This is a genomic window from Streptomyces sp. H27-H1 (assembly GCF_026627445.1).
GTDB lineage: Bacteria > Actinomycetota > Actinomycetes > Streptomycetales > Streptomycetaceae > Streptomyces.
This window is the reverse complement of sequence record NZ_JAPNLJ010000025.1, coordinates 89,798-113,617: the sequence shown is the minus strand read 5'-3', so window position 1 is coordinate 113,617 and position 23,820 is coordinate 89,798. Positions and strand designations below refer to the sequence as shown.

23 protein-coding genes and 1 pseudogene are annotated in these 23,820 nt (G+C 66.3%); 4 read left to right on the top strand and 20 right to left on the bottom strand.

The features are described from left to right. Window positions 1–286 precede the first annotated feature (286 nt). The 16 genes from OTB20_RS25580 to OTB20_RS25505 all read right to left on the bottom strand — a co-directional run bounded on the left by OTB20_RS25580 (window position 287) and on the right by OTB20_RS25505 (window position 10,431). On the bottom strand, window positions 287–607 hold the full coding sequence (locus tag OTB20_RS25580; RefSeq protein ID WP_267761852.1) for a DUF6087 family protein: 321 nt from the start codon (window positions 605–607) through the stop codon (window positions 287–289). A 154-nt stretch (window positions 608–761) separates the two neighbouring features. Continuing rightward, on the bottom strand, window positions 762–1,475 hold the full coding sequence (locus OTB20_RS25575) for a hypothetical protein (protein ID WP_267761854.1): 714 nt from the start codon (window positions 1,473–1,475) through the stop codon (window positions 762–764). Between the two features lie 25 nt (window positions 1,476–1,500). Next, window positions 1,501–2,190, bottom strand: a complete 690-nt coding sequence (locus OTB20_RS25570; RefSeq protein WP_267761857.1) for a pentapeptide repeat-containing protein — start codon at window positions 2,188–2,190, stop codon at window positions 1,501–1,503. A 60-nt stretch (window positions 2,191–2,250) separates the two neighbouring features. After that, complete coding sequence (gene amcA / locus OTB20_RS25565) at window positions 2,251–2,433, bottom strand: multiple cyclophane-containing RiPP AmcA (RefSeq protein WP_267761860.1); 183 nt, start codon at window positions 2,431–2,433, stop codon at window positions 2,251–2,253. Beyond that, complete coding sequence (gene amcB / locus OTB20_RS25560) at window positions 2,405–3,511, bottom strand: cyclophane-forming radical SAM peptide maturase AmcB (protein WP_267820859.1); 1,107 nt, start codon at window positions 3,509–3,511, stop codon at window positions 2,405–2,407. Before amcB ends, amcA begins: the two co-directional genes overlap by 29 nt. Further along, window positions 3,508–3,720 (bottom strand): hypothetical protein, encoded by a 213-nt coding sequence (locus OTB20_RS25555; RefSeq protein ID WP_267761865.1) that lies wholly within the window; start codon window positions 3,718–3,720, stop codon window positions 3,508–3,510. The genes amcB and OTB20_RS25555 overlap by 4 nt, the downstream gene beginning before the upstream one ends. Window positions 3,721–3,827: 107 nt before the next feature. Next, window positions 3,828–4,679: a helix-turn-helix domain-containing protein gene (locus OTB20_RS25550; RefSeq protein WP_267761868.1), complete on the bottom strand. Its 852-nt coding sequence runs from the start codon at window positions 4,677–4,679 to the stop codon at window positions 3,828–3,830. A gap of 11 nt (window positions 4,680–4,690) precedes the next feature. Further along, entirely contained in the window at window positions 4,691–5,209 is a 519-nt protein-coding gene (locus OTB20_RS25545) for a DUF6879 family protein (RefSeq protein ID WP_267761870.1), read from the bottom strand. Further along, window positions 5,190–5,414 carry a hypothetical protein gene (locus tag OTB20_RS25540; protein WP_267761873.1) on the bottom strand — a complete coding sequence of 75 codons (225 nt, stop codon included), beginning with the start codon at window positions 5,412–5,414 and terminating at the stop codon, window positions 5,190–5,192. Before OTB20_RS25540 ends, OTB20_RS25545 begins: the two co-directional genes overlap by 20 nt. Window positions 5,415–5,568: 154 nt before the next feature. Further along, complete coding sequence (locus tag OTB20_RS25535) at window positions 5,569–6,960, bottom strand: UDP-N-acetylmuramoyl-tripeptide--D-alanyl-D-alanine ligase (protein ID WP_267820857.1); 1,392 nt, start codon at window positions 6,958–6,960, stop codon at window positions 5,569–5,571. A 7-nt stretch (window positions 6,961–6,967) separates the two neighbouring features. Next, window positions 6,968–7,591, bottom strand: coding sequence for a C39 family peptidase (locus tag OTB20_RS25530; protein WP_267820856.1), 624 nt, complete (start codon window positions 7,589–7,591; stop codon window positions 6,968–6,970). A 36-nt stretch (window positions 7,592–7,627) separates the two neighbouring features. Beyond that, entirely contained in the window at window positions 7,628–8,224 is a 597-nt protein-coding gene (locus tag OTB20_RS25525; protein WP_267820854.1) for a D-alanine--D-alanine ligase family protein, read from the bottom strand. Continuing rightward, entirely contained in the window at window positions 8,191–8,583 is a 393-nt protein-coding gene (locus tag OTB20_RS25520; RefSeq protein WP_267820852.1) for a hypothetical protein, read from the bottom strand. The genes OTB20_RS25525 and OTB20_RS25520 overlap by 34 nt, the downstream gene beginning before the upstream one ends. Window positions 8,584–8,720: 137 nt before the next feature. Further along, window positions 8,721–9,179: a hypothetical protein gene (locus OTB20_RS25515; RefSeq protein WP_267820851.1), complete on the bottom strand. Its 459-nt coding sequence runs from the start codon at window positions 9,177–9,179 to the stop codon at window positions 8,721–8,723. Then, window positions 9,176–9,412: a DUF5999 family protein gene (locus OTB20_RS25510; RefSeq protein ID WP_267820850.1), complete on the bottom strand. Its 237-nt coding sequence runs from the start codon at window positions 9,410–9,412 to the stop codon at window positions 9,176–9,178. Before OTB20_RS25510 ends, OTB20_RS25515 begins: the two co-directional genes overlap by 4 nt. Before the next feature lie 524 nt (window positions 9,413–9,936). After that, entirely contained in the window at window positions 9,937–10,431 is a 495-nt protein-coding gene (locus OTB20_RS25505; RefSeq protein ID WP_267820848.1) for an ATP-binding protein, read from the bottom strand. Between the two features lie 317 nt (window positions 10,432–10,748). Between OTB20_RS25505 and OTB20_RS25500 the strand changes: the two genes are divergently transcribed. The 3 genes and pseudogenes from OTB20_RS25500 to OTB20_RS25490 all read left to right on the top strand — a co-directional run. Next, window positions 10,749–11,663, top strand: coding sequence for a helix-turn-helix domain-containing protein (locus OTB20_RS25500; RefSeq protein ID WP_267759963.1), 915 nt, complete (start codon window positions 10,749–10,751; stop codon window positions 11,661–11,663). Continuing rightward, complete coding sequence (locus OTB20_RS25495; RefSeq protein WP_267759965.1) at window positions 11,663–11,866, top strand: DUF397 domain-containing protein; 204 nt, start codon at window positions 11,663–11,665, stop codon at window positions 11,864–11,866. The genes OTB20_RS25500 and OTB20_RS25495 overlap by 1 nt, the downstream gene beginning before the upstream one ends. 149 nt (window positions 11,867–12,015) lie before the next feature. Continuing rightward, window positions 12,016–12,312: pseudogene (locus tag OTB20_RS25490) on the top strand (glutamate racemase); the annotation flags it as partial. Window positions 12,313–12,339: 27 nt separating this feature from the next. Here the strand turns inward: OTB20_RS25490 and OTB20_RS25485 are convergent. From OTB20_RS25485 to OTB20_RS25470, 4 genes are all read right to left on the bottom strand, one after another. After that, complete coding sequence (locus OTB20_RS25485; protein ID WP_267759966.1) at window positions 12,340–12,552, bottom strand: IS3 family transposase; 213 nt, start codon at window positions 12,550–12,552, stop codon at window positions 12,340–12,342. Window positions 12,553–12,564: 12 nt separating this feature from the next. Next, window positions 12,565–12,852 (bottom strand): DDE-type integrase/transposase/recombinase, encoded by a 288-nt coding sequence (locus OTB20_RS25480; protein ID WP_267759991.1) that lies wholly within the window; start codon window positions 12,850–12,852, stop codon window positions 12,565–12,567. Between the two features lie 24 nt (window positions 12,853–12,876). Beyond that, window positions 12,877–13,518, bottom strand: a complete 642-nt coding sequence (locus OTB20_RS25475) for a hypothetical protein (RefSeq protein WP_267759968.1) — start codon at window positions 13,516–13,518, stop codon at window positions 12,877–12,879. Window positions 13,519–13,601: 83 nt separating this feature from the next. After that, window positions 13,602–19,949 (bottom strand): RHS repeat domain-containing protein, encoded by a 6,348-nt coding sequence (locus tag OTB20_RS25470; protein ID WP_267759970.1) that lies wholly within the window; start codon window positions 19,947–19,949, stop codon window positions 13,602–13,604. Window positions 19,950–20,499: 550 nt separating this feature from the next. On the opposite strand from OTB20_RS25470, the gene OTB20_RS25465 reads away from it, so the two are divergent. Further along, window positions 20,500–23,661: a hypothetical protein gene (locus tag OTB20_RS25465; RefSeq protein ID WP_267759972.1), complete on the top strand. Its 3,162-nt coding sequence runs from the start codon at window positions 20,500–20,502 to the stop codon at window positions 23,659–23,661. Window positions 23,662–23,820: the final 159 nt, after the last annotated feature.

The following is a 23,820-nucleotide window of genomic DNA, read 5'->3' as shown; positions in this document are numbered from 1 at the left end:
CATGATGGCAGTACAGGCACAGGTCTCCCCGGTGATCACAGAGCGTCGCAACTCCATGATCGCCAAGACTTGTGCCTGCTCTGCTACCGAGATGGCGCCACCGCGCCTATCTGCGCGGCCTCTAAGGATCAACGTCTCACTCACCGATCTCGAGGACCTGCAAAGTCCACTGGTCCTCGACAGGTAAAGCCCGCTCGGTGTCGCTCGCTTCGAACGTGACGGCAAGCTCGTGATCGTCGTCCACAGGTTGTCCATGGGTTCCTCGTCTTGTACGGGGGTGGGGCCTTCAGGTGCGGCGGTGCCGGCCGCGCCCAGCGCGCAGCGGGGCCGGGGAGAACCCGGGCAGCTCGACAGCCTCGGCGTGGGCGGTGGGATCGAGAAGCCTGCGGGCGGCGGCGTAGTCCTCAGCGAGCATGACGGGCACCCACTGGAATCCGTCCCACTCGACGATCAAGCGCGCAACACCGGGGTCGACGTGCCCGGCCCGCTGGGGGCCTGCGCTCAGCGTCAGGGCCTTGCGAGTTCCTGGTGGGCGCAGCCGGTGCTCCCGGCGAGCAGCCCATCGATGTAGAGGCTCGTCCGCTGGCTCGTTGATGTGGGTGGCCATCGTGTCCGTCCTTACTGGTGCTCAGTGCGGGGCGCGGGCAGGCCGCGGTCCGCCTTCGTGCCCTTCTGGCTGGCCAGGGTGCAGGAGTGGGCCCGCGTGAGGGGGTAGCTCGGCCGGGGACCACTCGATCGGGTCGGGCTTCCCCTGACCGCGGTTACACGACGCTGGGAACAACGCCCACGGGCCACCTGCCGAGCCAGAATGCAGCCGTCGACGGTAAGGCGAGACCCGCAGTCGAGCCGTCGTGTGGCAGGAACTCCGTGGGGGCGATGTAACCCTCGCCGGGGTCGATGCGGATGCGGAAACAGCGCATCGTCCCGCCCCGCCCGATCAGGGTCCGAAGGTCGTCGGTGTGCGGGTAGCGGCCCCGGTATTCGGGGTGGACGGACCGGCATATCTCCTGCGCGTCTACGTCCCCCAAGAGGATGTAGCGGGAGCCGCGCCCCAGGTTGAGGCACAGCCGCCGACGCCCCGAGGCCTTGTCCGCGTAGGCGAGCTTGTCCCAGTTGTCGAGGTGGATGCCGAGGAGACGGCCGTCGGCGTGGTTGTCGGTCGTGGTGACCATGTCGGCCCTGGCCGGCGACTGGCCGAGGTACACCGCGTCCGGGTCACCGAGACGGACGGTCAGCGCACCGAGCTCACCACCGACTGCCTCCCACGGCCGGACGATCTCCACCACCGTCTCCGGAGCGGTCGACTCCGCTGCCGACAGCGCCCCCGTGATCTCTTCGGTCACCGGCAGCCACGGCCCGTCGGGGACGACCGCCCCGTCCTCATAGCCCGCATCACGGTGAGTGGTGCGGACCTGGGCGTACTGGCAGCGCCCGCGTAGGGCCGCCGAGTCCCGGAACGCGATGTGCAAGGCCATGGTGGACCCTCCTCCGACCGGTCGATCAGTTGGATTCATCGAGCTCGGCGCCGTAGACCACTTCGAGCTCGGCGGCCAGGGCCTGGGCAAGGTCCACCTGTTGCCGGCGGGTGATCAGCACCTTCTTCAGCTGGGCGACGCCCAGGATCTGGGACAGGTCGCTGCCCCGAAGATCCAGGCCGCGGTATCGGCCCTGCCCGAACTCGGTGAGGCGGAGCGTGCAGTCCTCAACGGCGGAGTCGGCGAGGTCGCATTCGGAGAACGACGCCTCGTCCAGGCTGCATCCGGAGAAGGCGACGGGACCTGTGGCGCGGATCTTGTCGAAGGTGCTGTAGTCGAGCTTGCACTTGTCGAAGAGCACGTTGTCCAAGGCCAGCTCGGCGAACACCCCAGCCATGATCTTGCAGTTGCGGAACACCACCCGGGAGAGCTTGCTGTTCCGCCACTGGGCGGCGCCGAGGTCGCAGTCGTTGAATTCCACCGAGTCGACCCGGGCGTCCTCAAAAATGACCTGCGCCGCGCGCAGCCCGCTGACGCGACCGGTGATCAGCCTCGTGGAGGTGAGTTCCAGCGCGCGCAGGTTGAGGCCCATGTACTGGAAGTCCTGAACGGTGCCCCGGGTGCCTTCGAGGGATTCGACGTTGGTCAGATATAGGCCGGGCTCGTCGAGGGCGGGCAGGGTCACGGTGGTGTGACCGACAGTGCGGCTGATCACGCGGGCTCTCCGTTCAGGGGTGGAGCGGGCAGGCCACACGTTGCGACCCGCCCGCCGGTTCTACGACTTCTTGTTCCAGTTGTCCCAGGTCGGCTTGTTGTCGAACGCCGGCGTGGCGTTCACCCAGGTCGGCCGGTTGTCGAACTTCCCCGAAGCAGGGAGGGGGGCCAGGGATATCAAGGCCCGGAAGCCGCCTTCCAGGAGAGCGACCTGGTCAGCGATGGAGGGCGCGAGAGCGGACATGGTCGGTGACTCCTTCGAAGAGAGCGATCTTGGATGAGGCGCAGTACCGGGTTCTGGTGCCATCCAGGCGCCCGTCATGCTCGAAGTACCGGTTCGCCGCGTGCCCGCCCCCGCAGAACGCGAAGTACTCACAGGAGGCCCGGCAGGCCTCCACGCCGCGCCACAGCTCCCCCAGCCACGGTGTGCGAGCCTCCGCCTCCGCCAGAAGGACGCCCAGGGGAGCGGTGAGGACGTTGCCGGTGGTGAAGTCGCCGAGCCGCTCATCGTGGTATCCGGCGAGCTCCGGGGAGAGCAGCACCACGGAGCCGTCGTAGGCGACGGTCGGCAGCGGGTCCCACGGGGCGGCGGCAGCGACACGGCCGCTGTCGTCGAGCACGGAGCGGGCGAAATCCAAGACGCGGGAGATCTCCCGCACTGGTGTGACCGGGTTGGCGGTCCAGGCCGAAGCGAGCGCCTCCCAGAACCGGGTGACTTGGCCGGCATCACGGTCCAGAGTGACGTTCTCGCCTTCCTGCTCCTCGATGTTGACGCCGACCGAGGTGACGCCCAGCTCCGCGAAGAACCCGTAGAAGTCCTCCGCGAGGGCGGGGTCCGGGTCCGAGACGACCGCGATGGCAGAGAAGGGGATGCCGTGGTGGCGCAACCGGTCGATGCCCCGCATGATCACCCTGAACGCCGAATGCCCCGCGCTGGTGACCCGGTGGATGTTCATGTGCTCGGGGCCGTCGATGCTCACGCCCACGGCCATGTCGTGCTCACGCAGGAACTTGCACCAGGCGTCATCGATGAGGACCGCGTTGGTCTGCACGGTGTGCTTCACCCCGCGGAAGGGCGCCATGAGCGCGGCCAAGTGCTCCCGGCCGACAGCAAGGGGCTCCCCGCCGTGCCAGACCACCTCGAACCCCGGATCCGAGGCCGCCCACCGGTTCACGACCGTGGCGACCGCCTCGGCAACGCGCACCGGCATCAGGTGAGCCACCTTGCGGAACGGCAGGTAGCAGTACGAGCAGTCCAGCGGCAGGCAACGCGTCCCCGGCTGCATGATCACGGAGCGGGGCCGGGCGGCCAGCCACGTCACTGGTGGTCCTGAATCCAGTGGGCCAGCTCGAAGGCCAACTCCGACGCACAGCCGCCGAGGTTCACGTACGGGATGCCGTCCGCGCTCTGCTCAGCGCGGATCGAGGGCAGGGCGATGCCGATCGAATCCAGTGCCGCGATCAGCTCCTTCGCCGCGTTCACGGAGATCGTGTCACCGCAGGGGAGGCCGGCTTCTGCTGTTTCTGCCACGCGAATCACCACCGTTCTAGAAGGGGGGCGTTGGGGGTGGTGACAGCATCGGGAAGATGAGGGCCCGGACTCAAGAAACTTGCAGTTGTTTGCAGGCGGTCAGACGATCATTCGAGGGCGTCGATCGCGGCGCTGATCAGAGCGCGTGCGGGCTTCCCGAAGCAGGCGAGGCCTGCCAGCTCGCGGAACACCCGTGCGTACGTGGCGATCTCGCTCGGCTGCTTCACCGTGACCTGCGCCGTGGCCAGTTCGATGATGACCTGATCGTCATCGAAGATCCAGAATCCCTCGTTCGGCCACATCAGCCGGTCCGCAGTCATGGGGATGATGCCGATGCTGACCTGCTGCAGGACGGACACGGTCAGCAGGTGCCCGAGCTGGGTGGCCATGGTCTCCGTGTCACCGAAACGGGACCGCAGTGCGGTCTCCTCCAGTAGGAAGCCGAACTGGCGGCCCGCATCGCGAAGGACCCGTTGCTTCTGCACGACCCGAACCTCGGCCGCCTCTTCGGCGTCGTCGGGGATGCCCCAGAAGCTGATGATCCGGCCCATGATGGCGCGCGCGTACGCGGGAGTCTGGAGGAGGCCCGGGATCACACCCGGCTCGTAGACGCGGAAGTGACGGGTGCGTTCGTACAGGGGCAGGTGCACCTCCTGGGCGGGGGTCAGCCCGTTCCCCTTCAGGCGCAGCCACTCCACGTACATGTCGTTGATGTTGCTCGCCGTCGCGAACAGATCCTCGTACAGCCGCGGATTGCCCGAGACCTCGGCGTAGCACCGCAGGTCATCCTCGTTGGGCGAGGTGTGCCCGTGTTCCAGGCGCGACACCCTCACCTCGCTCCAGCCGGCGCGGGCCGCGAACGCCCGCGCCGTCTGGAACCCGGCCTGCTTCCGGATCTCACGCAGTCGCATCCCGAGGGCCTGCTTGGCCTCCTCGACAGCGGGAAGAGATGACGCCACGTCGCCCTCGGTCAGGAAGGCTTGTACTCGGAGTGCGGAACCCCTCGATCCCACACCGCCTCGAAAGAGCTCGAGCACAGATCGACAATCCGGGGGTTGTCCGTGAACTCCCGGTATTCCGGCGCTGGTTCTCCATCGCCGGTGTGATGGAGAACCAGGACCTTCACGCTGTCGATGACCCAGAAGTCATTCCCAGGGAAAGCGATGTCCGTCGCCTGCGGACGCGGCAGCCAACGGATCTGCTCACCGGCCTCCACGTTGGCGTCGGAGATGAAGTGCTCCCACCGGATGTAGTCCGACTCGGGGACAGAGAAGACGCGGGCCCGCCGCACGACAACGCCACGGGCCGTGACCTCGCGGATCAGGCTGAGCCACTGCTGGAACTCGGGATCGTCAGCGAGAAGATCCTCCCTCGATCCGGCTCTCCACGCATCAAGTGCAGGCTCTGCCCCGTACCCGTCGCGCATCTCCAGATGGACAGCGGAGTGGCGCGCGGAGGAGAGCAGTTCCTCAAACGACGGTGCCCCCACGGTCCTCCTCCTCGAAGAACTGGACCATCCGCCGCGGAATCTCGACGACGGTCTCGTGGCCAGGCAGGTCGAGCTGGTTCAGCCGCTCGTCGTCCTCAACGATCCAGCCCTGGACGAGGTACGTGTCCTTCTCCTCGTCCAGGTAGACGGTCGGACTGCCCCCGGACTTGCTCTCGGGGTCCTTGCCAAGCTTGCGCAGAGCCATGGTGCCCTCCTCGCTCGGTGCATCGGGATTGACCTCGCCGAGATTTTTTCACCGAACGCCATCTGCCTGCACGGAACTTGCACTCGGCGGCAAATCGGATGAAGCGGGATGAACGGGCCCCGGCCTGTGGCAGCGGGACCCCGGAACGGCTGCGTCACTGAGCCACCAGAGTGGCTACGTCACGTGCCACGGCTTCGAGGCCCAGGGCGTTCGAGCCCTTCACCAGCACGACATCCCCCGGCATCAGCCAGCTGTTGATCTGATCGGCCAAAGGCATGCCGGCAGCGGCCATAGTGGCGCTGAGGCCAGCCCCGGCGATGACAGCAACCATCTGCTCGGCCCGCTCTCCGCCCACGCTGATGACGTGATCCGCACCCAGACTGATCACCTTCTGCGCGACATCCTCATGCCACTTCTCTGCCGCGTCGCCGAGCTCGGCCATCTCACCCAGGACCGCCAGCCTGCGCCGAGTCGTACCGGCGATGTCGTACAGCGCGGCGAGCGCGGCGAGCGCGGCGAGAACAGACTCGGGGCTCGCATTGAAGGCATCGTTGATGACCGTCACCCCGTCTGGGCGGGTGGTGACCTCCATACGGCCTCCGCTGGAAATAGTCGCCTCCCGCAGACCCTGAGAGACACGGTCCATAGGGACACCGGCGGACAGAGCTGTGGCAGCCGCCGCCAGTGCATTGAGCACGTTGTGCCGGCCGTGGACGCGCAGATCGATTCGCCTCCTCCCGGCGCCGTGGACGAGGACGAAGTGCGGGCGCCCGTCGAGCTGCATCCCCACCTGCTCCGCCCGCACATCGCACTTCTCGCCGAAGCCGAAGGTGATCACCGTGGCCTCGGTGTCACCGGCCATGGCCGCCACGAGCGGATCGTCTCCGTTGAGGACAGCGATGCCGTGCGCAGGCAGAGCCCGGACGATCTCGGCCTTCGCGTTGGCGATGACCTCCCGGGATCCGAACTCGCCGATGTGCGCGGAGCCCACCCCCAACACGGTGGCGATCGACGGCCGGGCGATGTCGCACAGGCTGTCGATGTGCCCCAGGCCTCGTGCGCCCATCTCCAGCAGCAGGTAGCGGCTGCCCGCCTCGACCCGGGAGACGGTGACGGGGAAGCCGATCTCGTTGTTGAACGATCGAGGTGTCGCCACGGTCCGGCCGTCCAGTTCCAGGATGGACTTCAGGAGGTCCTTGGTACTGGTCTTGCCCGCCGATCCGGTCAGCCCGATCACGGTGCCGGTGAACTCGGAGGCGACGCGCGCCGCGATCCGGCCCATTGCCTCCAGGACGTCGGGGACCACGAGGGCGGGGACGTCCACGGGCCGGGTCGCGAGCACGGCGACGGCCCCGGCTGCCACCGCCTGGGCGGCGAAGTCGTGTCCGTCGACGGACTTGCCGCGAAGGCAGCAGAACAGGCTTCCGGGTGTGATGTCGCGGGAGTCGAAGACCAACGGTCCGGTGATCAGGCTGTCGGGATCGGCGGCACCGGAGAGGTGGCCGTCGGTGGCGAGTGCGGCAGAGGCCAGGGAGAGGGGGATCACGTTGCCCTTACTGTGCGTGGCCCAGTACGACCCCCCGGCCGGCGAAGAACCGGGCGAGGTCCGCCCTGGGAACCTGATGGAACTGCTGTGACGATTCCGGGAACCCGGAGGGGTTGTGGATGGTGATGTGGTCGGGACCGGAGCCCACCGCGAGCACCAGGTGCCCGCCGCGCTGCTCCGGTCGGGGATCGAGGGTGCGGATCGTCTTGTGCACAGACATCAGCACCAGACGCCCACGGACGATCTCGGCGTCGACCTCCTCAACGGAGAGCTGCGGACGGGCTTCGGCGAACAGGCCCCACCGGGCCGCCACCCACGCGGCGAACGGCGCGTAGATCAGCCCCCGAACCTGGTCACCGTCGCGCACGTACGCCCCGGCGGCCAGAGCCTCACGGACCAGCGGCACCGACGCGGGCACAGGCTGCCCGAAGAAACCCAGCGCCATCCGCAGGCACGCCATACCGCACATGCGCGGCGCCCAGAAGGCGTACTCCTCTGCGCTGTCGGCACCGGAGGACTCCCACAGCGGATCGGCGGCTGCGGCCGTGGTGCCCGACACGAAGTCGGGCACCAGGCCGGAGGACTCCCACTGCGAGAAGTACGGGACATGGTGGGTGGTGGCAACGGTCATGCCCCTACTCTGCCGCCGCCCGGGCGCTCACGGACGTCAGGGCACGTACGAGTCCTTCGTGAACGCCGTGTCCAGCACCCGCTTGATCAGCTCCACGTACGAGACGCCCGCCGCGGCCGCCATCGTCGCCAGGTTCCCGTGCTCCGACAGACCCGGCACCGTGTTCACCTCTAACACCGGGCTGCGTCCGTCCGGACAGATCAGGAAGTCCACCCGGCTCACGCCGTGCGCCCCGATCAGCCGGTGCACCTTCAACGCGGTCTCCACCACCCGCTGCTCCACGTCCTCCGGCAGGTCGGCGGGGCAGCTCTCACGACGAAGACCTCGGTCGTGCTTGGCCTCGTAGTCGTAGAATTCGCGGTCCGTCTCACAGGTCAGGAGCGGCAGGACGACGGGGCGGCCCTGGTCCAGGATGCCCACGGTGCAGGGGATCCCGTCGATGTACTCCTCGACCATGTACTCGGCGTACTGCTCGTCGCGGCGGGCCCGCAGCAGCGCCGCCAGCTCCCCGGCGTCGCGGGCGATGCCGGCGCCGAGGCTGCCGCCGCCGCCCGCGGGCTTGACGAATACCGGGTAGCCGAGGTTCAGCTCCACCGTAGTCAGGGTGCTCTCCACGGAGTGCTCCGCCAGCACGGTGACCGATCGCGGGGTGTCACGTTCAGGGCGGCGAGCAGCGTCTTGAACGTCGGCTTGTGCATGCCGAGCGCGCTGGCCAGGACGCCCGAGCCCGTATAGGGGATCCCGAGCTGCTCCAGCAGTCCCTGAACCTTCCCGTCCTCACCGCCCGGCCCGTGGCAGGCGAGCAGGGCGACGTCGATGCGGTCCCGGAGGTTCGCCCCGACCTCGGCCAGGTCGATCATCTCCGCCCGCATCCCGGCGTTCGACAGCGCCTTGAACACGGCCTCGGCGCTCGCGACAGACCCCGGTCGTTCCGGGGAGTTCCCGCCGTACAGGACGCCGATTCGGCCCGTGAAGTGAAGGGAGTTGGACATGTACGCTCCTCGTGGTTGGAGTGCTGCTCCGATCGAAGGCGTCCCGGCCCGGTGCCGTGCCCGCGTACGCGGTCGAAGGCTGAGCGGGCCGCATACCCGCGCCGGGACGCCGTAGATGCCCTGCGAAGGGGCTGCTGCTAGTTGGTCTGCTTGTCTGCGCTGAGGTGCCCCATCGCCCACCCACGCTTGATCGCGTAGGCAGGCCTGTCTGCGGCATCGAGGGCGGCCAGCAGGTCGCCGTACGTCTCGCGCAAGCGCCACTGCGTCCATCCCACCTGCGCCTGCATGTCCACGACCGTCAGCCCGTCGGCCAGGTAGCCAAGTACCCGAACCTGTTCGTCGGTCAGGGACACCGGCGGTTCAGGGGCGGGCCTGGACAGCTGACCGGAGGCGTACGCCGCGTGGACCAAGGCGGTGGTACGTGCCGAGCCGGTCTTCAGCCGGGCGAACTTCAGCCTGGACTGCACCGCTCCGGCGCTGACGGACAGACGACGGGCTATCGCGTTGATCTTCAGTCCCTCGGCGGCCAGGCCCACCGTCTGGACTTCACGCTCCGTCAGCCCGATCTGCCCAGTAGGATGTGCTCTGCCCGTCATGCCGCCGTCCTGTCCAAACCGACAGGTCGCTGTGAGGCGATGACCGTACCGTCGGGCAGTAGCTGCCCGTTGTCCTCGAAGCTCAGGATGCCGTTACACCGAAGGTTCCAGCCCTGCTCGGGGTGCGCGGACACGATCCGCGCCTCCCCCCGGTCATGGTCCTCAGCCCCTGGGCACAAAGGAGAATGATCACAGGTCCGGGGCGGGAGCTGATCCAAAAAAACGCCTTTCATGTTGAAGGCTGCCTGGGGCAGCGGGGGATAGGGGCCGCCGGCGCAGGCACGTCGCACCCGCGTCGCCGGGCGCCATCAAGGGGCGAGGGGCAGCAGGCGCACGGCAACCCAGACGACTACGTACCCCGAGTAGAGGGCCATCGCGCACGAGATGCCTGGTCCGAAACCCGAACGGTCCAGAATCCGGAAGGGGTGTCGGACCGCGACTCGGAGCCGGGGAAGCCTCTTCACCGGTGAGCGCCGGGCTCCCTGAAGTCGAGAAGCGCCGTTGGAAGCAGAACGGTGACGCCGAGGCATGTCACGCCTCCGGGGCCAGTCCAGCTTCCGACCGCGGGCGCCGTCTGTAGGTAGACCACGGGCCGGACCCCCTGACCGGCCCTTCTCCTCCGGCTTGGGGCTGCTCATCCGGCTGCGTGAAGTGGGGCATGGGCTGGAGGGCCTGTGCCTGGGTCCACGCGTCCTGCGGGCGACGGATCTCAAGCTGATCTGAGGGCGCGAGGGCCGGTAAGCCGTCGTGGGGTATCTCAAACACGCTGTTTCTCCTCGGAGATGGGGAAGGTGCACCAGGTGGTAGTGCCGTCGCGGCTGAACCCCAGTTCTCCGCCGGCACTGCGGACCGCCTGGATGACGATCCGCATCCCCCGCCCCCTTTCGGACGAGGAGTCCGCCGTGCGGACGTAGGGCGGATGCGGATTGCCGTCGCCCACGGACAGCCGGAGCCGGTCACCGTCCATGCCGAGACCGAACGTGATGGTGGAACCCCATCCGTAGCGCAGTGCGTTCGTCACGAGCTCGGAGACCACCAGCTCAAGCCAGTCGACCAGGTCCTCTTGGTCGGCCAGCCGGAGCCACGCCTTGCACAGGCGCCGGGCGCGTCCGGGAAACATCGCGTCCGCGTCGTCCATGGCACCCGAACCCGTCCGCCTGCCACGGACTTTGAATTCGAGGTCCAGGGAGGTCGGGAACAGTCGTCCCCTGCCTGATGTCGGGGTCTCGTCGGGGGTCTTGTGAAACGGCATGCCGCACCTCGTCTTGGTCGGTCGCGGTTCCGAGCGGCATGCGGTCCTGGGGGTACTTGAGGCACACCACACGCCGAGGTCACGCTGAGTCGGATCACTCGAACCCAACGTGCTCAACGAGGACCAGCATGACAGCGCAACGACTACCGTGGAAGCACTCTCACAGAATTCTGCGAGACGAGTTTTGTCGTCGAACTTCCGTGCGCAGCGCCGGAGTTGCGTCATCTGCTCGAACGTTCTGCGAAAAGCCGCAATGTGCATTGCGCAGCTCGAATCTTCGCCGTCAAACTGTGGGGGACATGTAGGGGAGGGTGATCGTGAACGACCTCAGCCCGACGGCTGGTGCAGGGGGCTCGGAGGGGCCTGTCATCGAGTCCGCGTCCCCCGCGCTATGCCGTCTTCAGCTCGGCGTGGAACTACGCGCGGCCCGCGTCGCCGCCAATATGAAGGCGACCGAAGTCGCCCGGCACTTCTCGTGGGCCGGATCGAAGCTCACCCGGCTGGAGACGGCGGACAACGGGCAAGTCGAGCCCTCGGACGTCGCGGCCCTGTGCGCGCTCTACGGCGTCGACAAGGACAAGGCTGCTGAGCTGGGTGGCTACGCGACGGTCACCAAAACCAAGAAGGACTGGTGGCAGCGGCAGGACGTGCGAGACGTCAGCCAGCCCGGTTTCAAGGCGTACCTGGGCCTCGAAGGACTCGCGGACCAAGTCGTCAATCTGGAGCTCGAATTCGTTCCGGGGCTGCTTCAGACGGAAGAGTACGTCCGCGTCATCATGTCCCGAGCCAGCGAGGGTCTGCCCGCAGATCAGCTGGACCTTCGAGTAGCTGTCCGTATGACCCGGCAGGAGGTGCTGCGCCGGAATGAGCCGACAGAGTTTACGGCCTTCCTCAGCGAAGCCGTCCTGCGCCGGCAGGTGGGCGGGCCGAACGTGATGCGAGCTCAGCTCGCGCACATCGCCAAGGTGGCCGACGAACTGCCGAACGTGAAGGTCCAGGTGCTCCCCTTCGACCGCGGCGCCCACGCCGGGATGAACGGCTCGTTCACCTACCTGAAGTTGCCCCAGCCGCTGAAGCCCATCGTCTACCTGGAGAGCCTGGGTGGCGCGGGCGTATCGCGGCGAGATGAGGAGGTCCGGAAGTACGAGGCGGCCATCCGTGACTTGCAAGCCATAGCTCCGGGATACGAGGAATCCCTGGAGATGATCAGGAAAGCCAGTAAGGAGATTTGATGTCCCACCGAGCCAACCAGCTGCACGTCAACTGGTTCTCGTCCAGCTACAGCAACGACCAGGGCGGCCAGTGCGTGCAGGGAGCCCACTGCGACAACGGCGACATGGCCGTGAGGGACTCCAAGGTCCCAGACGGCGCTGCCTTCCGCTTCGGCCCCCAGGCCTGGCAGTCCTTCATCAGCAACGTGAAGCACGCCGGCTGATCTCCACGACCCGACCCGTGACCAGGGCCGTCCTCCTCAAAACAGGTGAGGAGGACGGCCCCGTTCAACTCTGTACCGCCTTCCGGCTCGCGGCAACTGTCCAATGACCTCCCGGCCACGACGACGCCCGGGATACCCAGAGGTGACACATGAAGATCGCGCTCATCGACTCCGGAATCGGGCTCCTCGCGGCAGCAGCGGCCATCCGACGGTTACGGCCCGACGCCGACCTGATCCTCTCCTCCGACCCGGACGGAATGCCCTGGGGACCGCGAAGCGCCCCAGACCTCCGGCAGCGGGTTATCGCAGCCGCCCAAGCAGCGGCCGCGTATGCCCCCGACGCCCTGACTATCGCCTGCAACACCGCCACGGTGCATGCGCTACCCACTGTCAAGGCCCTGCTTGAACCGGCGATCCCCGTCATCGGCACCGTCCCCGCGGTGAAGTGAACCGCCCCGGGTTCGGTAGAGATCTCAGATTGTGGTTTTGATCTGGGGTTTCGTGGTCGTCAGGTAGTGGTTGGTCTCGTATTCGACGGGCGGAATGTGCCCTATTTCACCGTGGAGTCGGCGGTGGCAGTACCAGTCGATCCATTCAGCGGTGGCGAGTTCGACCTGGGCGAGGGTTTTCCAGGGCCGCTGGGGCTTGATCAGTTCGGTCTTGTAGAGGCCGATCGTGGACTCCATCAGGGCGTTGTCCTATGCGTCGCCGACTGATCCGATCGAGGCCGCGATCTGAGCCGCGTCGAGGTGCTCGGCGAGTTTGAACGAGGTGTGGCTGCCGGCGTCGGAGTGGTGGATCAGCTCGCGCGGGTTGTGCGGGCGGCCTTCCCGGTCTCGCTGCCACAGGGCCATCTCCAGTGCGTCCAGCACGAGTTTGGTCTCCTTGCTGGTGGAGGCGGACCAGCCGACGATGCGGCGGGAGAAGGTGTCGACGACGAAGGCGACGTAGGCGACGCCGGCCCAGGTCGGGGGGCCCGGGGGCAGGCAGAAAGGCCTGTGGCGGTCGCCTTATGCGTTCATGAAACCGAGTTGCACATCTGTTGGAAGGGATTCGATAAGAAACTCATTTGTCCCTTCAGGAGTTCTACTTAGGATGCGATGCAGAGAGGCTCCAATTTGGAACCCTGCGATATCCAAGAGATCGTCATCGGTAGTTGCGGATATTAGAGCGGACAATGCGCGACGGTCGTTCCAGTATGCGATGTCAGTGATTGCGTCGATTCGAAGTTCGAAATCGGCGGCGGTGTCAGACAGTGTGGATTTCAGAATTTCTGCACGCCCATCCCAGCGTAGAATCGCTGGGGAAGTGATTGCCGATAGAAATGACGGAGGTGGGCGGTATCCGTGAGATTCGACATAGTGCGAGATCATTGCAGGCGTTGAATACGAAATGCCGCTGGGGCAGTAGTAGTGATATTCGCCGTTGCTGGTGAACTGCGGACCTCCGCGAGGGCAGAATTCGCAAACATGTTCCCCGAGGGTGAGTTTCGACAGGAACTTCGAAGTCGGAACGGGGAACTCGGTTTCGTGACGGCCTATCTCCGCGTAGCCGACGTCTTGAATTCCGAGGTTTAGTCCGAGCCATCCCACGTTAATCATTGGAATGATTGCCGCCGAATACGAGTATGGCGAAAGATCGGAATATTCCATTGATAAGCTCTTTTCGCTTAGGGTGACTCGAGGTGGGGTGGCCTACCCCTGGGTAGGCCACCCCGATTTTGGACTTGGCTAGTTTATCCTCGACAGGACCGGCAGGCAGCCCAATGTGTTATTCCCATGTTCTCCCCGAGTAGGCTACTGAGTTGAGTTCGCTGCTCTACTACTGTCGACCCGTTACGGAAAGTGAAGCCTGGCCCCAAAGGGGCGAGCGTGTAGTTCGGTATCATGTCACCGGGGTAGAACACTTCAAGAGGTTCCTTCCGGATGCCAGCCGGTCCGGAAATTATCATACCTGTCGTCTGTGAAATCGTCCTGCCGTGAGGGCCATAGAATGCGATTGCAGTTCCGTCCGGTACTGCAATGTCTCCATTTTTGCTGTGGTAGCTTCCGTGTCCATGGAATACGGTCTCACCGTCTCCACGAAATTTGGCACTGGATCTGATGGCCCCGCCTGAGGCTCGTATGCCGTCATCAGCGAGAAGTAGAGAGGTGAATCTCGTTGCTCCCGAAACTTCCGGAGCGACGGGGCCGAGCGGGACCGACGCCACGGCGCTTCCCGCGCTCCATCCCATATCGAACGCCGCGCTGCTGGGATCTACGCCGTATTCGCTGGAGGCTTCTTTCCTCATAGCGTCGCCAGCGCATTCGACCTCTCCGAAGAGTTTGAACCCATAGCAGGCGAAGGTCAGCGTGTCTACGACTCCAGTCACCGCGCCTGCTAGGAGGTCCCGGTCATTCCCGCGTGGTTGGTTGACCCACTTGGTCGTGCAGCTGGCTCGGTTGCATGAGCTCTTGAAATGGCCCTTGGGTGCCGGCGGAGCGCCTCCGCCCTGTGAGACCTTCTCCGGGCCTGGTTCGTTTCCTGGGGTGGTGTTTTCGTGGCTGGGTGAGGGCCTGGTGGGGCAGTCGACTTCCGCGCACATGCCGGTGGGGTCGGCAGTGGTGACCGGATTGTTGTTGGCGTATCCGTAGCCGTTCAGCGACTGCGGAGAATCAGGAACCAGGAGTGGGTCGACGCTGATGAATTGGCCGGTGTCGGGGTCGTATTCGCGTGCGCCGATGTGGGTGAAGTTGGTGGTTGTGTCGGTGTCTCCGCCGATGAATCCCTTCTGTCCGGGCCAGAAGGCCGGGGTGGCTCCGCGCTGGTTGCCGTAGGGGAGGGATTTGCGGCGGTTGTAGCTGAGGGTGGCGGCGCTGATGGAGAGGGTGTTGGTGCCGTGGTGGTCGGCGGTGAGGAAGCGGACGCGTCCGTCGGTGCTGGAGCGGATCGCGCTGCCGCCGGGGACGGCGTAGTAGCGGTTTCCGGTGACCGTGTTGGTGGTCTTGGTCAGGATGAGTTCCTGGCCGCCAGGCAGGTAGAGCGTGGTGGTGGCCGGTTCACGCTTGAGGATTCGGGTGCCGGCCGTGTCGTAGAGGAACGAGGTGGCGGCGCCGGAGACAGTTGAGGTGGCGAGTCTGCCCTCGTCATTCCAGGTCATGGTCTGGGTGCCGCCGACGGCCGGGTTCTTGATGGTCATGTTGCCGGTGGCGTCGTACGCGTAGGCGTCGATGCCTGCGGTGCCGCCGGTGGCGGTGACCTTCTGCAGCTCGTGGCCGGGGATGGTGCCGGCGGGGTAGGTGTGGGTGCGCAGGGTGTCCGCGGTGACCGGGCCGGCCTTGTGCTGCTTCTCTGTGGCGCGCTGCCCGGTGTCGTTGAACGTCCAGGACGTCCAGTACGGGTCGACAGTCCCCAGGTTGGGGGTGCCGGTGCCGTTCACGGGCTTGGTGGTGCAGTTGTCGCCGGAGGTCCAGGCCTCGGTCAGCCGACGCGCCCAGTCGTAGGTGAAGCACTGGTCGTCTTCGACCGCGGCATTGTCCTGCTGGTCGGTGATCCGGGTGATGTTTCCGGCCGGGTCGTAGGTGTAGGCGATGGACGAGAGGGTGCTGGGAGAGGCGTCGCGCCTGGTGGCCGAGATCGCCACCTGACGGGTGTGCTGGTCGTAGGTGAGTGTGCTGGTGATCGTGGTTCCGGGGGTGCCGAGCTCAGCCGAATCCAGTTCACCGTAGGGGGTGTAGATGGCGCCGAGGAGGTAGACCTGGTCGAGGGAGCCGTAGACGGTCCTCAGCTTGTCTTGCTTGCCATACTTGTTGGTGACGGTTTCGGCGGGCAGGGCGGCGGTGGCCTTGGCGTTGCTGGTGCTATAGGTAGTGGTCTCGGGGAGGCCGCTGACGGGCGTCGCGGTGCCGGTAACCGTGTACGTGCCGGCGAGTTCTTCCTCTCCGGTGACCGTCGGGACGGTGACCTTTGTGCCGGTTGCCTGTCCGCTGGCGTCGTAGCCGATGACGGTGCTGGTGTAGGCGGCGGTGCCGTCGTAGCGGGTGGTGGTCGCGGGGAGGCCCTTGCCGCCGGTGGCGGTGTCGTAGGTCCAGGCGGCGAGCCTGGTACCGGTGACGGTGCCCTTGCGCAGACTGGTCGTGCGGCCGAGCTCGTCGTAGGTCGTGGCGAGCGTGACACCCCGCGCATCGGTGACGCTCTCGGGGCGGCCGTCGGCGCCGTAGACGGTGGTGGACTTGCCCTTGTCGGGGTCGGTGCTCTCGGTCTGGCGTCCTGCCAGGTCGTAGCTGTAGGTCCAGGTGTTGCGACCGGAATTGTCGGCGATCTTCGAAAGCTTGCCGGCGCGGTCGAAGGTGTAGGTGTGCTTCTCGTACAGGGTGGCCGCGTCGGCGATGCCGGGGGTTCGGTCCTTGTAATCACGCCGCTCGATGACGCGCCCGCGGGCGTCGGAGACGGCCAGCGTGGCGGTCCCGCCTTGGGGCGGGACGACGGCCTGCCAGTTCGGTCCGTAGGTGGTGGTGGTGCGCCACTTCTCGGTGTTCTGGTGCAGTTGCACGGCAGCGGTGACGCGGCTGCGGTTGTCGTAGAGAGTTTCCGTGGCGCTGGGGATCCCGTTGGCGATGGGGGCGAACATCGCCGTGCTGACCGGGTTCTCGTTGTAGTAAGGAGCGTTCGTCCGCCGGACGCGGCCGTAGTTGTCGTAGAACGTGTCGGTGATGATCCGCCCGGTGGCGCTGGTGATGCCGATGGATTCGCTCTGGATCTGGCGGGGGCGCAGCAGGGAGTCGTAGAGCGTCACCGAGGTGCCCCAGGTGCCGTCCTCGTAGAGCTTTTTTGTGGTGACGGTCGAGGGGGCGGTGGCGGACAGCTTGTAGGTGTAGGTGACGTTGGGCTGCTCGCTGGTCGGGCGGCCGGCGGCCCACCCCTTGACCAGGCGGCCGAGCGAGTCGTGCTGCGAGGTGGTGGTGCGGTTATTCGCGTCGGTAGTGGTGAGGACCAGACCCCGCAGCCCGTCGAGGGCGCTGGAAGCCTTATAGCCCTTGGGGTCGGTGACGGTGATGGTGGTGGGCTGTGCGCCGGTGGCCGGGGTGTAGCCAGTGGTGGTGGTCTCACCGTCCTTGCCAGTGGCGGTCAGGACCCGGCCGTAGGGGTCGCGCGTGCCCTGGCTCTGGGTTTCCCAGACGAGCTGGCTGTTCGCGTCCAGTTTGGACGCCTGCTCGGTTTTGGTGACGTTGCTCAGACCCGGTTTGGGGGCCGTACCGACGGCCTGGCCGTCGTAGGACATCCGGCCGGCGCCGGTCACGGCCGGTGCCGAGACGGTCCGTGTGCACGGCTCGGCGGTCGTGGAGGTGACCTGACGTGGGTAGGCGATCAGCCAGTTCTCCGTGTCAGGGGTCACATACTCGGTGACCTGGCAGGTCGCCTCGGTGGTGTTCGCCCCGTCGTTGCCCTCGGTCAGGAGCAAACCGTACGTCCCATAAGCCCGGGTCGTGGTCGACTCCTGCCAGGTTCCGTCGGCGAGGAGCTTGCTGGCGACGGTGGTGGTGGTTCCGGAGTACCGGGCGACCTTGGAGACCAGAGTCGGTCCGGGTGTGCCCGGAGTCTTCGGATCGGTGATGCCCACGACGCTTTGAGAGGCGTTGGCAGGCGATATCCACGGGGTATGGGTGGTCTTTTCCACCACGGGGCCGGCTTCGCCGTCGAGGGTGCGGGTCTCGGAGACCATTCCGGCGAAGTCACGCCGGTCGGTGACACCGTTGATCGTCGCGCCCATGCCGAGGTAGTAGTCGTTCTCGGTTCTGAGCCGGTTGGGTGCGAGGCCGGTCAGAGTGCGGACCGTGCGGTAGCCGCGGAAGTCGTTCCAGGTGCGGTGCTCGTCGAGGGTGAATTCACTCTCGTCGCGGGCCCAGTTCGCGGCGCCGATGTAGATGTACTTGGTGAGTTTGGAGGGGGCTCCGGTGCCGGTGGTGGTGTCCGCTTCCTCGACGCTGAGGACGGGGTACTTGTGGAAGTAGTCCTTGACCGGATCCTGGCCGCCGTCGCGTGTCCACCAGGAGGGGTAGCAGCGTCTGGTGTTGGTGTCGTCGGCGGTGGGTAGGCTGGTGGGGGTGCAGTCCTTGTCGGTGTAGGTGACCAGCGTGTCGGAGCCGGTCTCGCCGGTGACCATTTTGATGCGCCGCTTGTTGATCGGCGGCCGGCCCTCGGCCGAGTCAACCCGGTTCGCCATGAGGTCGCTGTAGGTGAACGTGGTCGTGAGCGGGGTGCTGTCGCCCAACGCGCCGGCCTTGCCGGTGCGCGTGACCGAGTCCAGCCACAGCGCCGGCTTGGAGGTGTCGCCGGTGGGCGGGTAGGACTGGTTGAGCGTCCAGGTGTCCACGGGCACGTGGACACCTCCGGACAGGGCAACGGTGTCGATCGAGATCAGCCGCTTGGTCGACCAGAACGACGGAGAGCCCTGCAGGCACTGGGTCGCGGCTTTGCAGTCCAGGTAGACGGGGACGTCAGGCCATTCCGTGGCGTGGTCCTCATCCAGGGTGCAGGTGGCCACGTTGCAGCGGTTGGTGATGGTGAAGTTGACCTGGGCCGGAGCCAGGGCCGGGGTGTAGACCTGGCCGGCACGCAGGCCGTAGGAGATCTTCTTCAGAGTGCTGTCACGGGTGTAGATGGCGGGGGCGTCGATCTTCCCGTTCTTCGCGTAGTACGCGCCGTACTTCGTGTAGTACAGGGCCATTGCGTTGTTGTGCGGGTCGACGACGTAGTCGAGGTTCCACCGCCAGCCCTGATTGACGGCCGAGGACGCGAAGTCCGCCTGGTGGCCGATCTCGCCGGTGTGGTTGCCGTAGACGGGGACCCAGTTGACGGAGTTGGTGACCTCATCGTCGGTGGTCCAGCCGGGCAGGCGGTTCTTGCCGAACCAGTACTGCGTGCCGTCGCCGGTGGTGACCCGCCAGTACTCGGAGTCCGTGTCGCCAGAGGCATTGCCCACGGAGTCGTAGATCCGCTCGACACGGGAGCCGTCATCGTTGGACAGCTTCCATACGCCCTTGGCGGCGTCCCAGAGCAGCTCGGAGCTGGAGCCGTTCAGCGACAGCGTCGCGTTCTCCGACTTCCAGCACAGATCACCGGACTTGACGGTGCTGTTGTTGCCGCCCTGCTTGTCGTTCTCACACGAGGCGTACTTGCGCTCGATGAACCCAGGGCTGTACTCCCAGCCCTCGCCCACCCAGGACGCCTGGTTGTTGGTGGTACCGGTACGCCCGTCCACGGAGGAGGAGCTGTAATTGAGGCCAACCTTGGGGGCCAGGCCGCCGGGCGCCGGAGGCACGGCCACGGGGATGTTCCAGGCGAACGAGCCGGAGTTCCCGCCCGCCGACCACGAGCCCGACGGCGACAGGGAAGTCGCCTTGAAAGACCCCTCGGAGCTGTCCGGGCTTGCATCCACCAGCAATACCGCCGTACCACCCGCGGGCGCGGCCAGCGTGCCGGGCGCCGACTTCAGCAGAGCCGAGGGCACGCCGGTCGCAGGCAGGTCCACGGAGGCGGTCAGCGTGGAGACCTTCTCATCGTTACGCGTCGCCAGCGGGGTGCGCTGGAGGCACTCCGGCTTCGAGGGCGTGGTCAGCGCGCAGGCGGGTACCTGGCTGAGGCGCAGTGAGGAGGACCAAGTGGCGCCGTAGGCGTCCTTGATCTTCGCGTAGTCCACCTCGAGCTGGGTACTCGCGGCTGCGGCGGAGCCGTCAGTTCGCTGTACTGACAGCAGCAGGCCGGTGATACCGGCCCGCTGGGTGGCCTTGTGGTCGGCGACCGTGACCCTCACCCGCGACGGGCCCGCCTGAGTGCCCTTGCCGGCAGCGTCGGAACCGGCGCCTGCGGGCGACGCGGTCCACGCGGCTGGCGCGGGCTGTGCGACGCGGACGGGCAGGGAACCGGCCCGGATCGGCGCCGTGTTCTTTGCCTTCGCCAGCGGTGCGACGGTGGGCAGCGCGACCTCGGCGGAGCCGGCGGCAGGCCAGTTGACGGCCCCGGGCTTCCACGTCGGGGGCTTGGCCGCGGCCTTCTTCGCGCTCGTCTTGAGGTCCTTGCCCGGGACGGACGCGGTCTTCTGCACAGGGCGGGGCTTGGAGACGGTGGGGCCGGCCCAGGCGGGCCCGGTGAGGAGAGAAACAGTCAGCGCGGCTGATACCGCCCCGGCAATTCCCGTCCGAAGGCTACGTTTTCTACGAAAACGATCACCTCCAAACAATTCGGACATCAGGTCCGTTTTTTTAAACACAGCAAACCCCCCACGGGAATTAAGAGACAGATAAAACCGCAGCCAACACGCCCTGATCGCACGGCGCAAGACCCATCTTGACCGGGTTGACCTGCTAAAACACGCCGATGCGTACTGAAGTGGATCATTCTGGCCGTCGGGCTGGTGGGAGGCCTGATTCACAATCAGGTCGTGCTATGCCAATGCGAATCACTTCGCCTACTCTGCGGTGATCCATGACCCTGGCACACTCTCCAGAAAGACTGACATCTCCATGAACCAACGAAGAGCCGGTGCGCACCCACCCCGCTCGCTCGCAGCCCTCCTCGCTCTCGCACTCCCCTTTACCGCGGCGACCCTGCTCACTGAGCCCGCGGCGGTTGCGACCGCGGCAGACAGTTCGACTGTGGCCTCGGGTGCCCCGAAGTCTGCGTCGGAGGTGAAGGCCGTCGGCCTGGCCCGGGAGTCGGGCGAGCGGGTTGAGATCATCGACCGCCGTACCGAGACCTCTGAGACGTATGCGAATCCGGACGGGAGCCTGACGCAGAAGCAGTTCACGCTGCCCGTCTGGACTCGCCACGACGGCCTCTGGCGCAAGGCCGACGACACCGTCATCAAGCGCGAGGACGGCACGATCGGCCCGACGGCCGCGTTCGGCATCACGTTCTCTGCGGGCGGGGACGGACCGATGGTCGAGATGGACAAGGAAGGCAAGAAGCTGGCCCTGGGCTGGCCCGGCAAGCTTCCTGAGCCGGTGCTGGGGGAGAACACCGCGCTCTACGAGTCCGTGCTTCCCGACGTCGACCTCAAGCTGATCGCCAAGGTTAACGGCTTCGCCCAGCACCTCATCGTCAAAACCCCCGAAGCCGCCGCCAACCCGGCCCTGAAAACCATCAAGTTCGCCATCACCACCGTCGGCGTCACCCTCGACGACGACGCCAGCGACCAGCTGCTGGCCAAGGACGCCGGCGGACGCGTCGTCTTCAGCGCGCCGAAGCCTAAGATGTGGGAACAGCCCGAACCGGCCGCCACCGAAGCACCCGCCCCACTGGCCAAGTCCGCGGCCCCCAGCCTCCTTCTCGCGGAGGAACCCGAGCCGGCTCCCAAGGGGGCCCCGGTTGCGGCGGACGTCACCGCCAACACCCTCACGCTGACCCCCGACTCCACCCTGCTGGCCTCCGCCACACAGTTCCCGCTGGTCATCGACCCAGACTTTGACGGCGGCTGGCGGGAGAAGTGGGCCGTCGTGTACTCCGATACACCGAATGCGGACTACCCCAACGGCAGCGGCTGGAACTCCAGCAACCCGGCGGATGAGCCTCGCGTCGGCTACAACGGAGACGGTGACACCGAGTCCTTCTTCGCGATGAACACCAACGGACTCCAAGGCGCCACCATCCAGGATGCCACCTTCGCCGTGGAGCAGACCCACTCCTGGGGCTGTGACCCTGCCGCTGCCGGTTACACCCAGCTGTGGACCTCGAAGGACATCAGCACGACACCCACATGGAACACCCGAAACAACTACTGGGGCTACAAGGTCGCCGAAGGCAAGTTCGCCCACGGCAACCCCACCTACTGCCCCGGCGTAGAAGGCTTCGACTTCAAGTCCGCGAGTTTGACCGCCTACGTGCAGGAAGCCGCGACCAAGGACTGGGACCCGCTCGTCTTCGGCCTACGCGTCCCCGCCACCGGCAACGCCAACACCTTCAAGCGCCTGCGCAACAACCCCGTCCTCCAAGTCACGTACAACTTCCTGCCCGAGGTACTCAGCAGCGGGGCCTTCGAAGGCTTCTGGGCAGCCGGCGCCGACGGCCTCAAGTCCGTGCCCTGCGGCGGTTCCATCGGCAACAGCGGCCTCGCGATGACCGCCACCCTCCGCGACAGGGACAGTGGCTACGTCACCGGCATCTTCAAGGTCAAAAACTCGGCCGGCGGCGACGTGTCCTTCCCCTCCAATTACAAGACGGTGTGGACCGGAGGCACCGCCTTCGCGACCGTGGACACCGACATCCTGTCCAGCGGTACCTACAGCTGGCAGGTCTACGCCCTCGACGAGGAAAACACCAAGAGTTACCCACCCACCCCTTGGTGCTCGTTCACCGTCGACAAGACAGGCCCTCCCCTCCGCGTCACCGTCACGAGGGAGGACAAACAGGACCTCGACACCACTGACCACAAAGCGCGCACTCCACTGCGCCTCAAGCTCTACAACCCGGCCACCGACCTCGCCGGCTTCTGCTGGCGGCTGGACATCCCCATCTCCATCTCCAGCACCCCCTGCGAAGGGAGCAACTGGGTACCGCTCGCCACCGGCGTGAAGGAAGCCGTCATCGAGGTCGTCCCCACCGGCCGGCCCCAGAGCACCCTCTACATCATTGCCTTCGACAAGGCGGGCAACCGCTCACCGACCGACGGCACAAAAGGCGTCACCCTCCTGAAAACGATCTCAGGCGGTTTCGTCTATCCGAACGGCAAGAGCCCCCTGGACGGGAAAGCGATCGAAGACCTCAAGGGCGACCTCAACGGCGACGGCCACGTCGACATGCTCGCCACAGGACCTGACGGCCGCTTGCGCTACTACTCCGGCAACGGCACCGGACATGTCAGCGGATCCATCGTCGGATCAGGGGGATGGGAAAATGCGCTGATCGCACATGGCGGTGATTTCATGAACTTCATCAGCCCCACCGCCGCTCCCGACGGCTACGAGGACGCCATCGTCCGCCTCGGGACCGACCGCCTCTACCGCTACCCCGGCGACGGGCAAGGGTCCCTCTCGTACGCAGGCCGCCGACCGTTGGAGGCACCCTCCAGGCTGGGCGCCGAGGGCTGGGCACGGCTCCGGCAGATCGTCGCCCCTGGAGACATCGACCAGCGCCCAGATGGGCTCCATGCAAAGGGCAACGACCTACTCGCGCTCGAATGTACCTACATCGATGGCGCGTGCTCGGGGAACGTCGCTCTTCGCATCTATTCCGGGAACCGGATCCCGGGTGGCCTTGCGGATCAGGACGAGCCCTTCGACCTGGACAACCCCGCCACACTGGCCGGGCCCACCGGCGGCTGGGGCAGAATGACAGTCCTGGGCGTCGGCGACCAGAACAGCGACGGCATCAAGGACATCCTCGCCCGCGACACGCTCAACAACACACTCCACCTCTACCTCGGCAAGATGATCAACGGCGTCTACAGCCTCGAACGCGGAATCGACGGCCTCGGCGACACATACGGCGCCAGTGGCTGGGGCGACGACACGCGCCCCCTGCTCGCCACCAGCGGCAATGCCCAGGGCGTCGTCGTCGACAAGACCGCCAACGACGACGGCACCCTAATCCCGTACAAGCAATTCCAGGTCAAGGCCGGCGATGAGCCCGGAGACCTGTGGGCGACCACACCGAACAGTGCTGACTACCCAGTCAGATACGTCGACAGTGCAGGGAACTCCCAAACCGCCAGCTGCCCCACCGGCTGCCTCCTCTTCTACCCAGGCGGCCCCAGCAGCAACAAGTCACCCCTCCTCGTCGGATCGAGTGGCTGGTCCAGCAGCATCAACGGTCTTTTCTGACCCGCACGGCTCAACCACCACCTGTGGCCCCCAGCATTGCTGGGGGCCACAGGCCCCTCCCGAAGATCCCATCACCAGCGCCTCCTCGACCAGCGCCGTCGGCGACGCAGGCCGGGCAACCTCGCACCGCTGAGAAGAGGGCCGAGCCCCCAGTTCCCC

Excerpts from the sequence above, each read along its gene's own strand:
- OTB20_RS25485 (WP_267759966.1), bottom strand. The coding sequence starts at position 12,552 with ATGGAGTCCACGATCGGCCTCTACAAGACCGAACTGATCAAGCCCCAG.
- OTB20_RS25575 (WP_267761854.1), bottom strand. The coding sequence starts at position 1,475 with ATGGCCTTGCACATCGCGTTCCGGGACTCGGCGGCCCTACGCGGGCGC.
- OTB20_RS25495 (WP_267759965.1), top strand. The coding sequence starts at position 11,663 with ATGTCCCACCGAGCCAACCAGCTGCACGTCAACTGGTTCTCGTCCAGC.
- amcA (WP_267761860.1), bottom strand. The coding sequence starts at position 2,433 with ATGTCCGCTCTCGCGCCCTCCATCGCTGACCAGGTCGCTCTCCTGGAA.
- OTB20_RS25540 (WP_267761873.1), bottom strand. The coding sequence starts at position 5,414 with ATGGCTCTGCGCAAGCTTGGCAAGGACCCCGAGAGCAAGTCCGGGGGC.
- OTB20_RS25530 (WP_267820856.1), bottom strand. The coding sequence starts at position 7,591 with ATGACCGTTGCCACCACCCACCATGTCCCGTACTTCTCGCAGTGGGAG.
- OTB20_RS25515 (WP_267820851.1), bottom strand. The coding sequence starts at position 9,179 with ATGACGGGCAGAGCACATCCTACTGGGCAGATCGGGCTGACGGAGCGT.
- OTB20_RS25580 (WP_267761852.1), bottom strand. The coding sequence starts at position 607 with ATGGCCACCCACATCAACGAGCCAGCGGACGAGCCTCTACATCGATGG.
- OTB20_RS25505 (WP_267820848.1), bottom strand. The coding sequence starts at position 10,431 with ATGCCGTTTCACAAGACCCCCGACGAGACCCCGACATCAGGCAGGGGA.
- OTB20_RS25475 (WP_267759968.1), bottom strand. The coding sequence starts at position 13,518 with ATGGAATATTCCGATCTTTCGCCATACTCGTATTCGGCGGCAATCATT.
- OTB20_RS25520 (WP_267820852.1), bottom strand. The coding sequence starts at position 8,583 with ATGTCCAACTCCCTTCACTTCACGGGCCGAATCGGCGTCCTGTACGGC.
- OTB20_RS25510 (WP_267820850.1), bottom strand. The coding sequence starts at position 9,412 with ATGAAAGGCGTTTTTTTGGATCAGCTCCCGCCCCGGACCTGTGATCAT.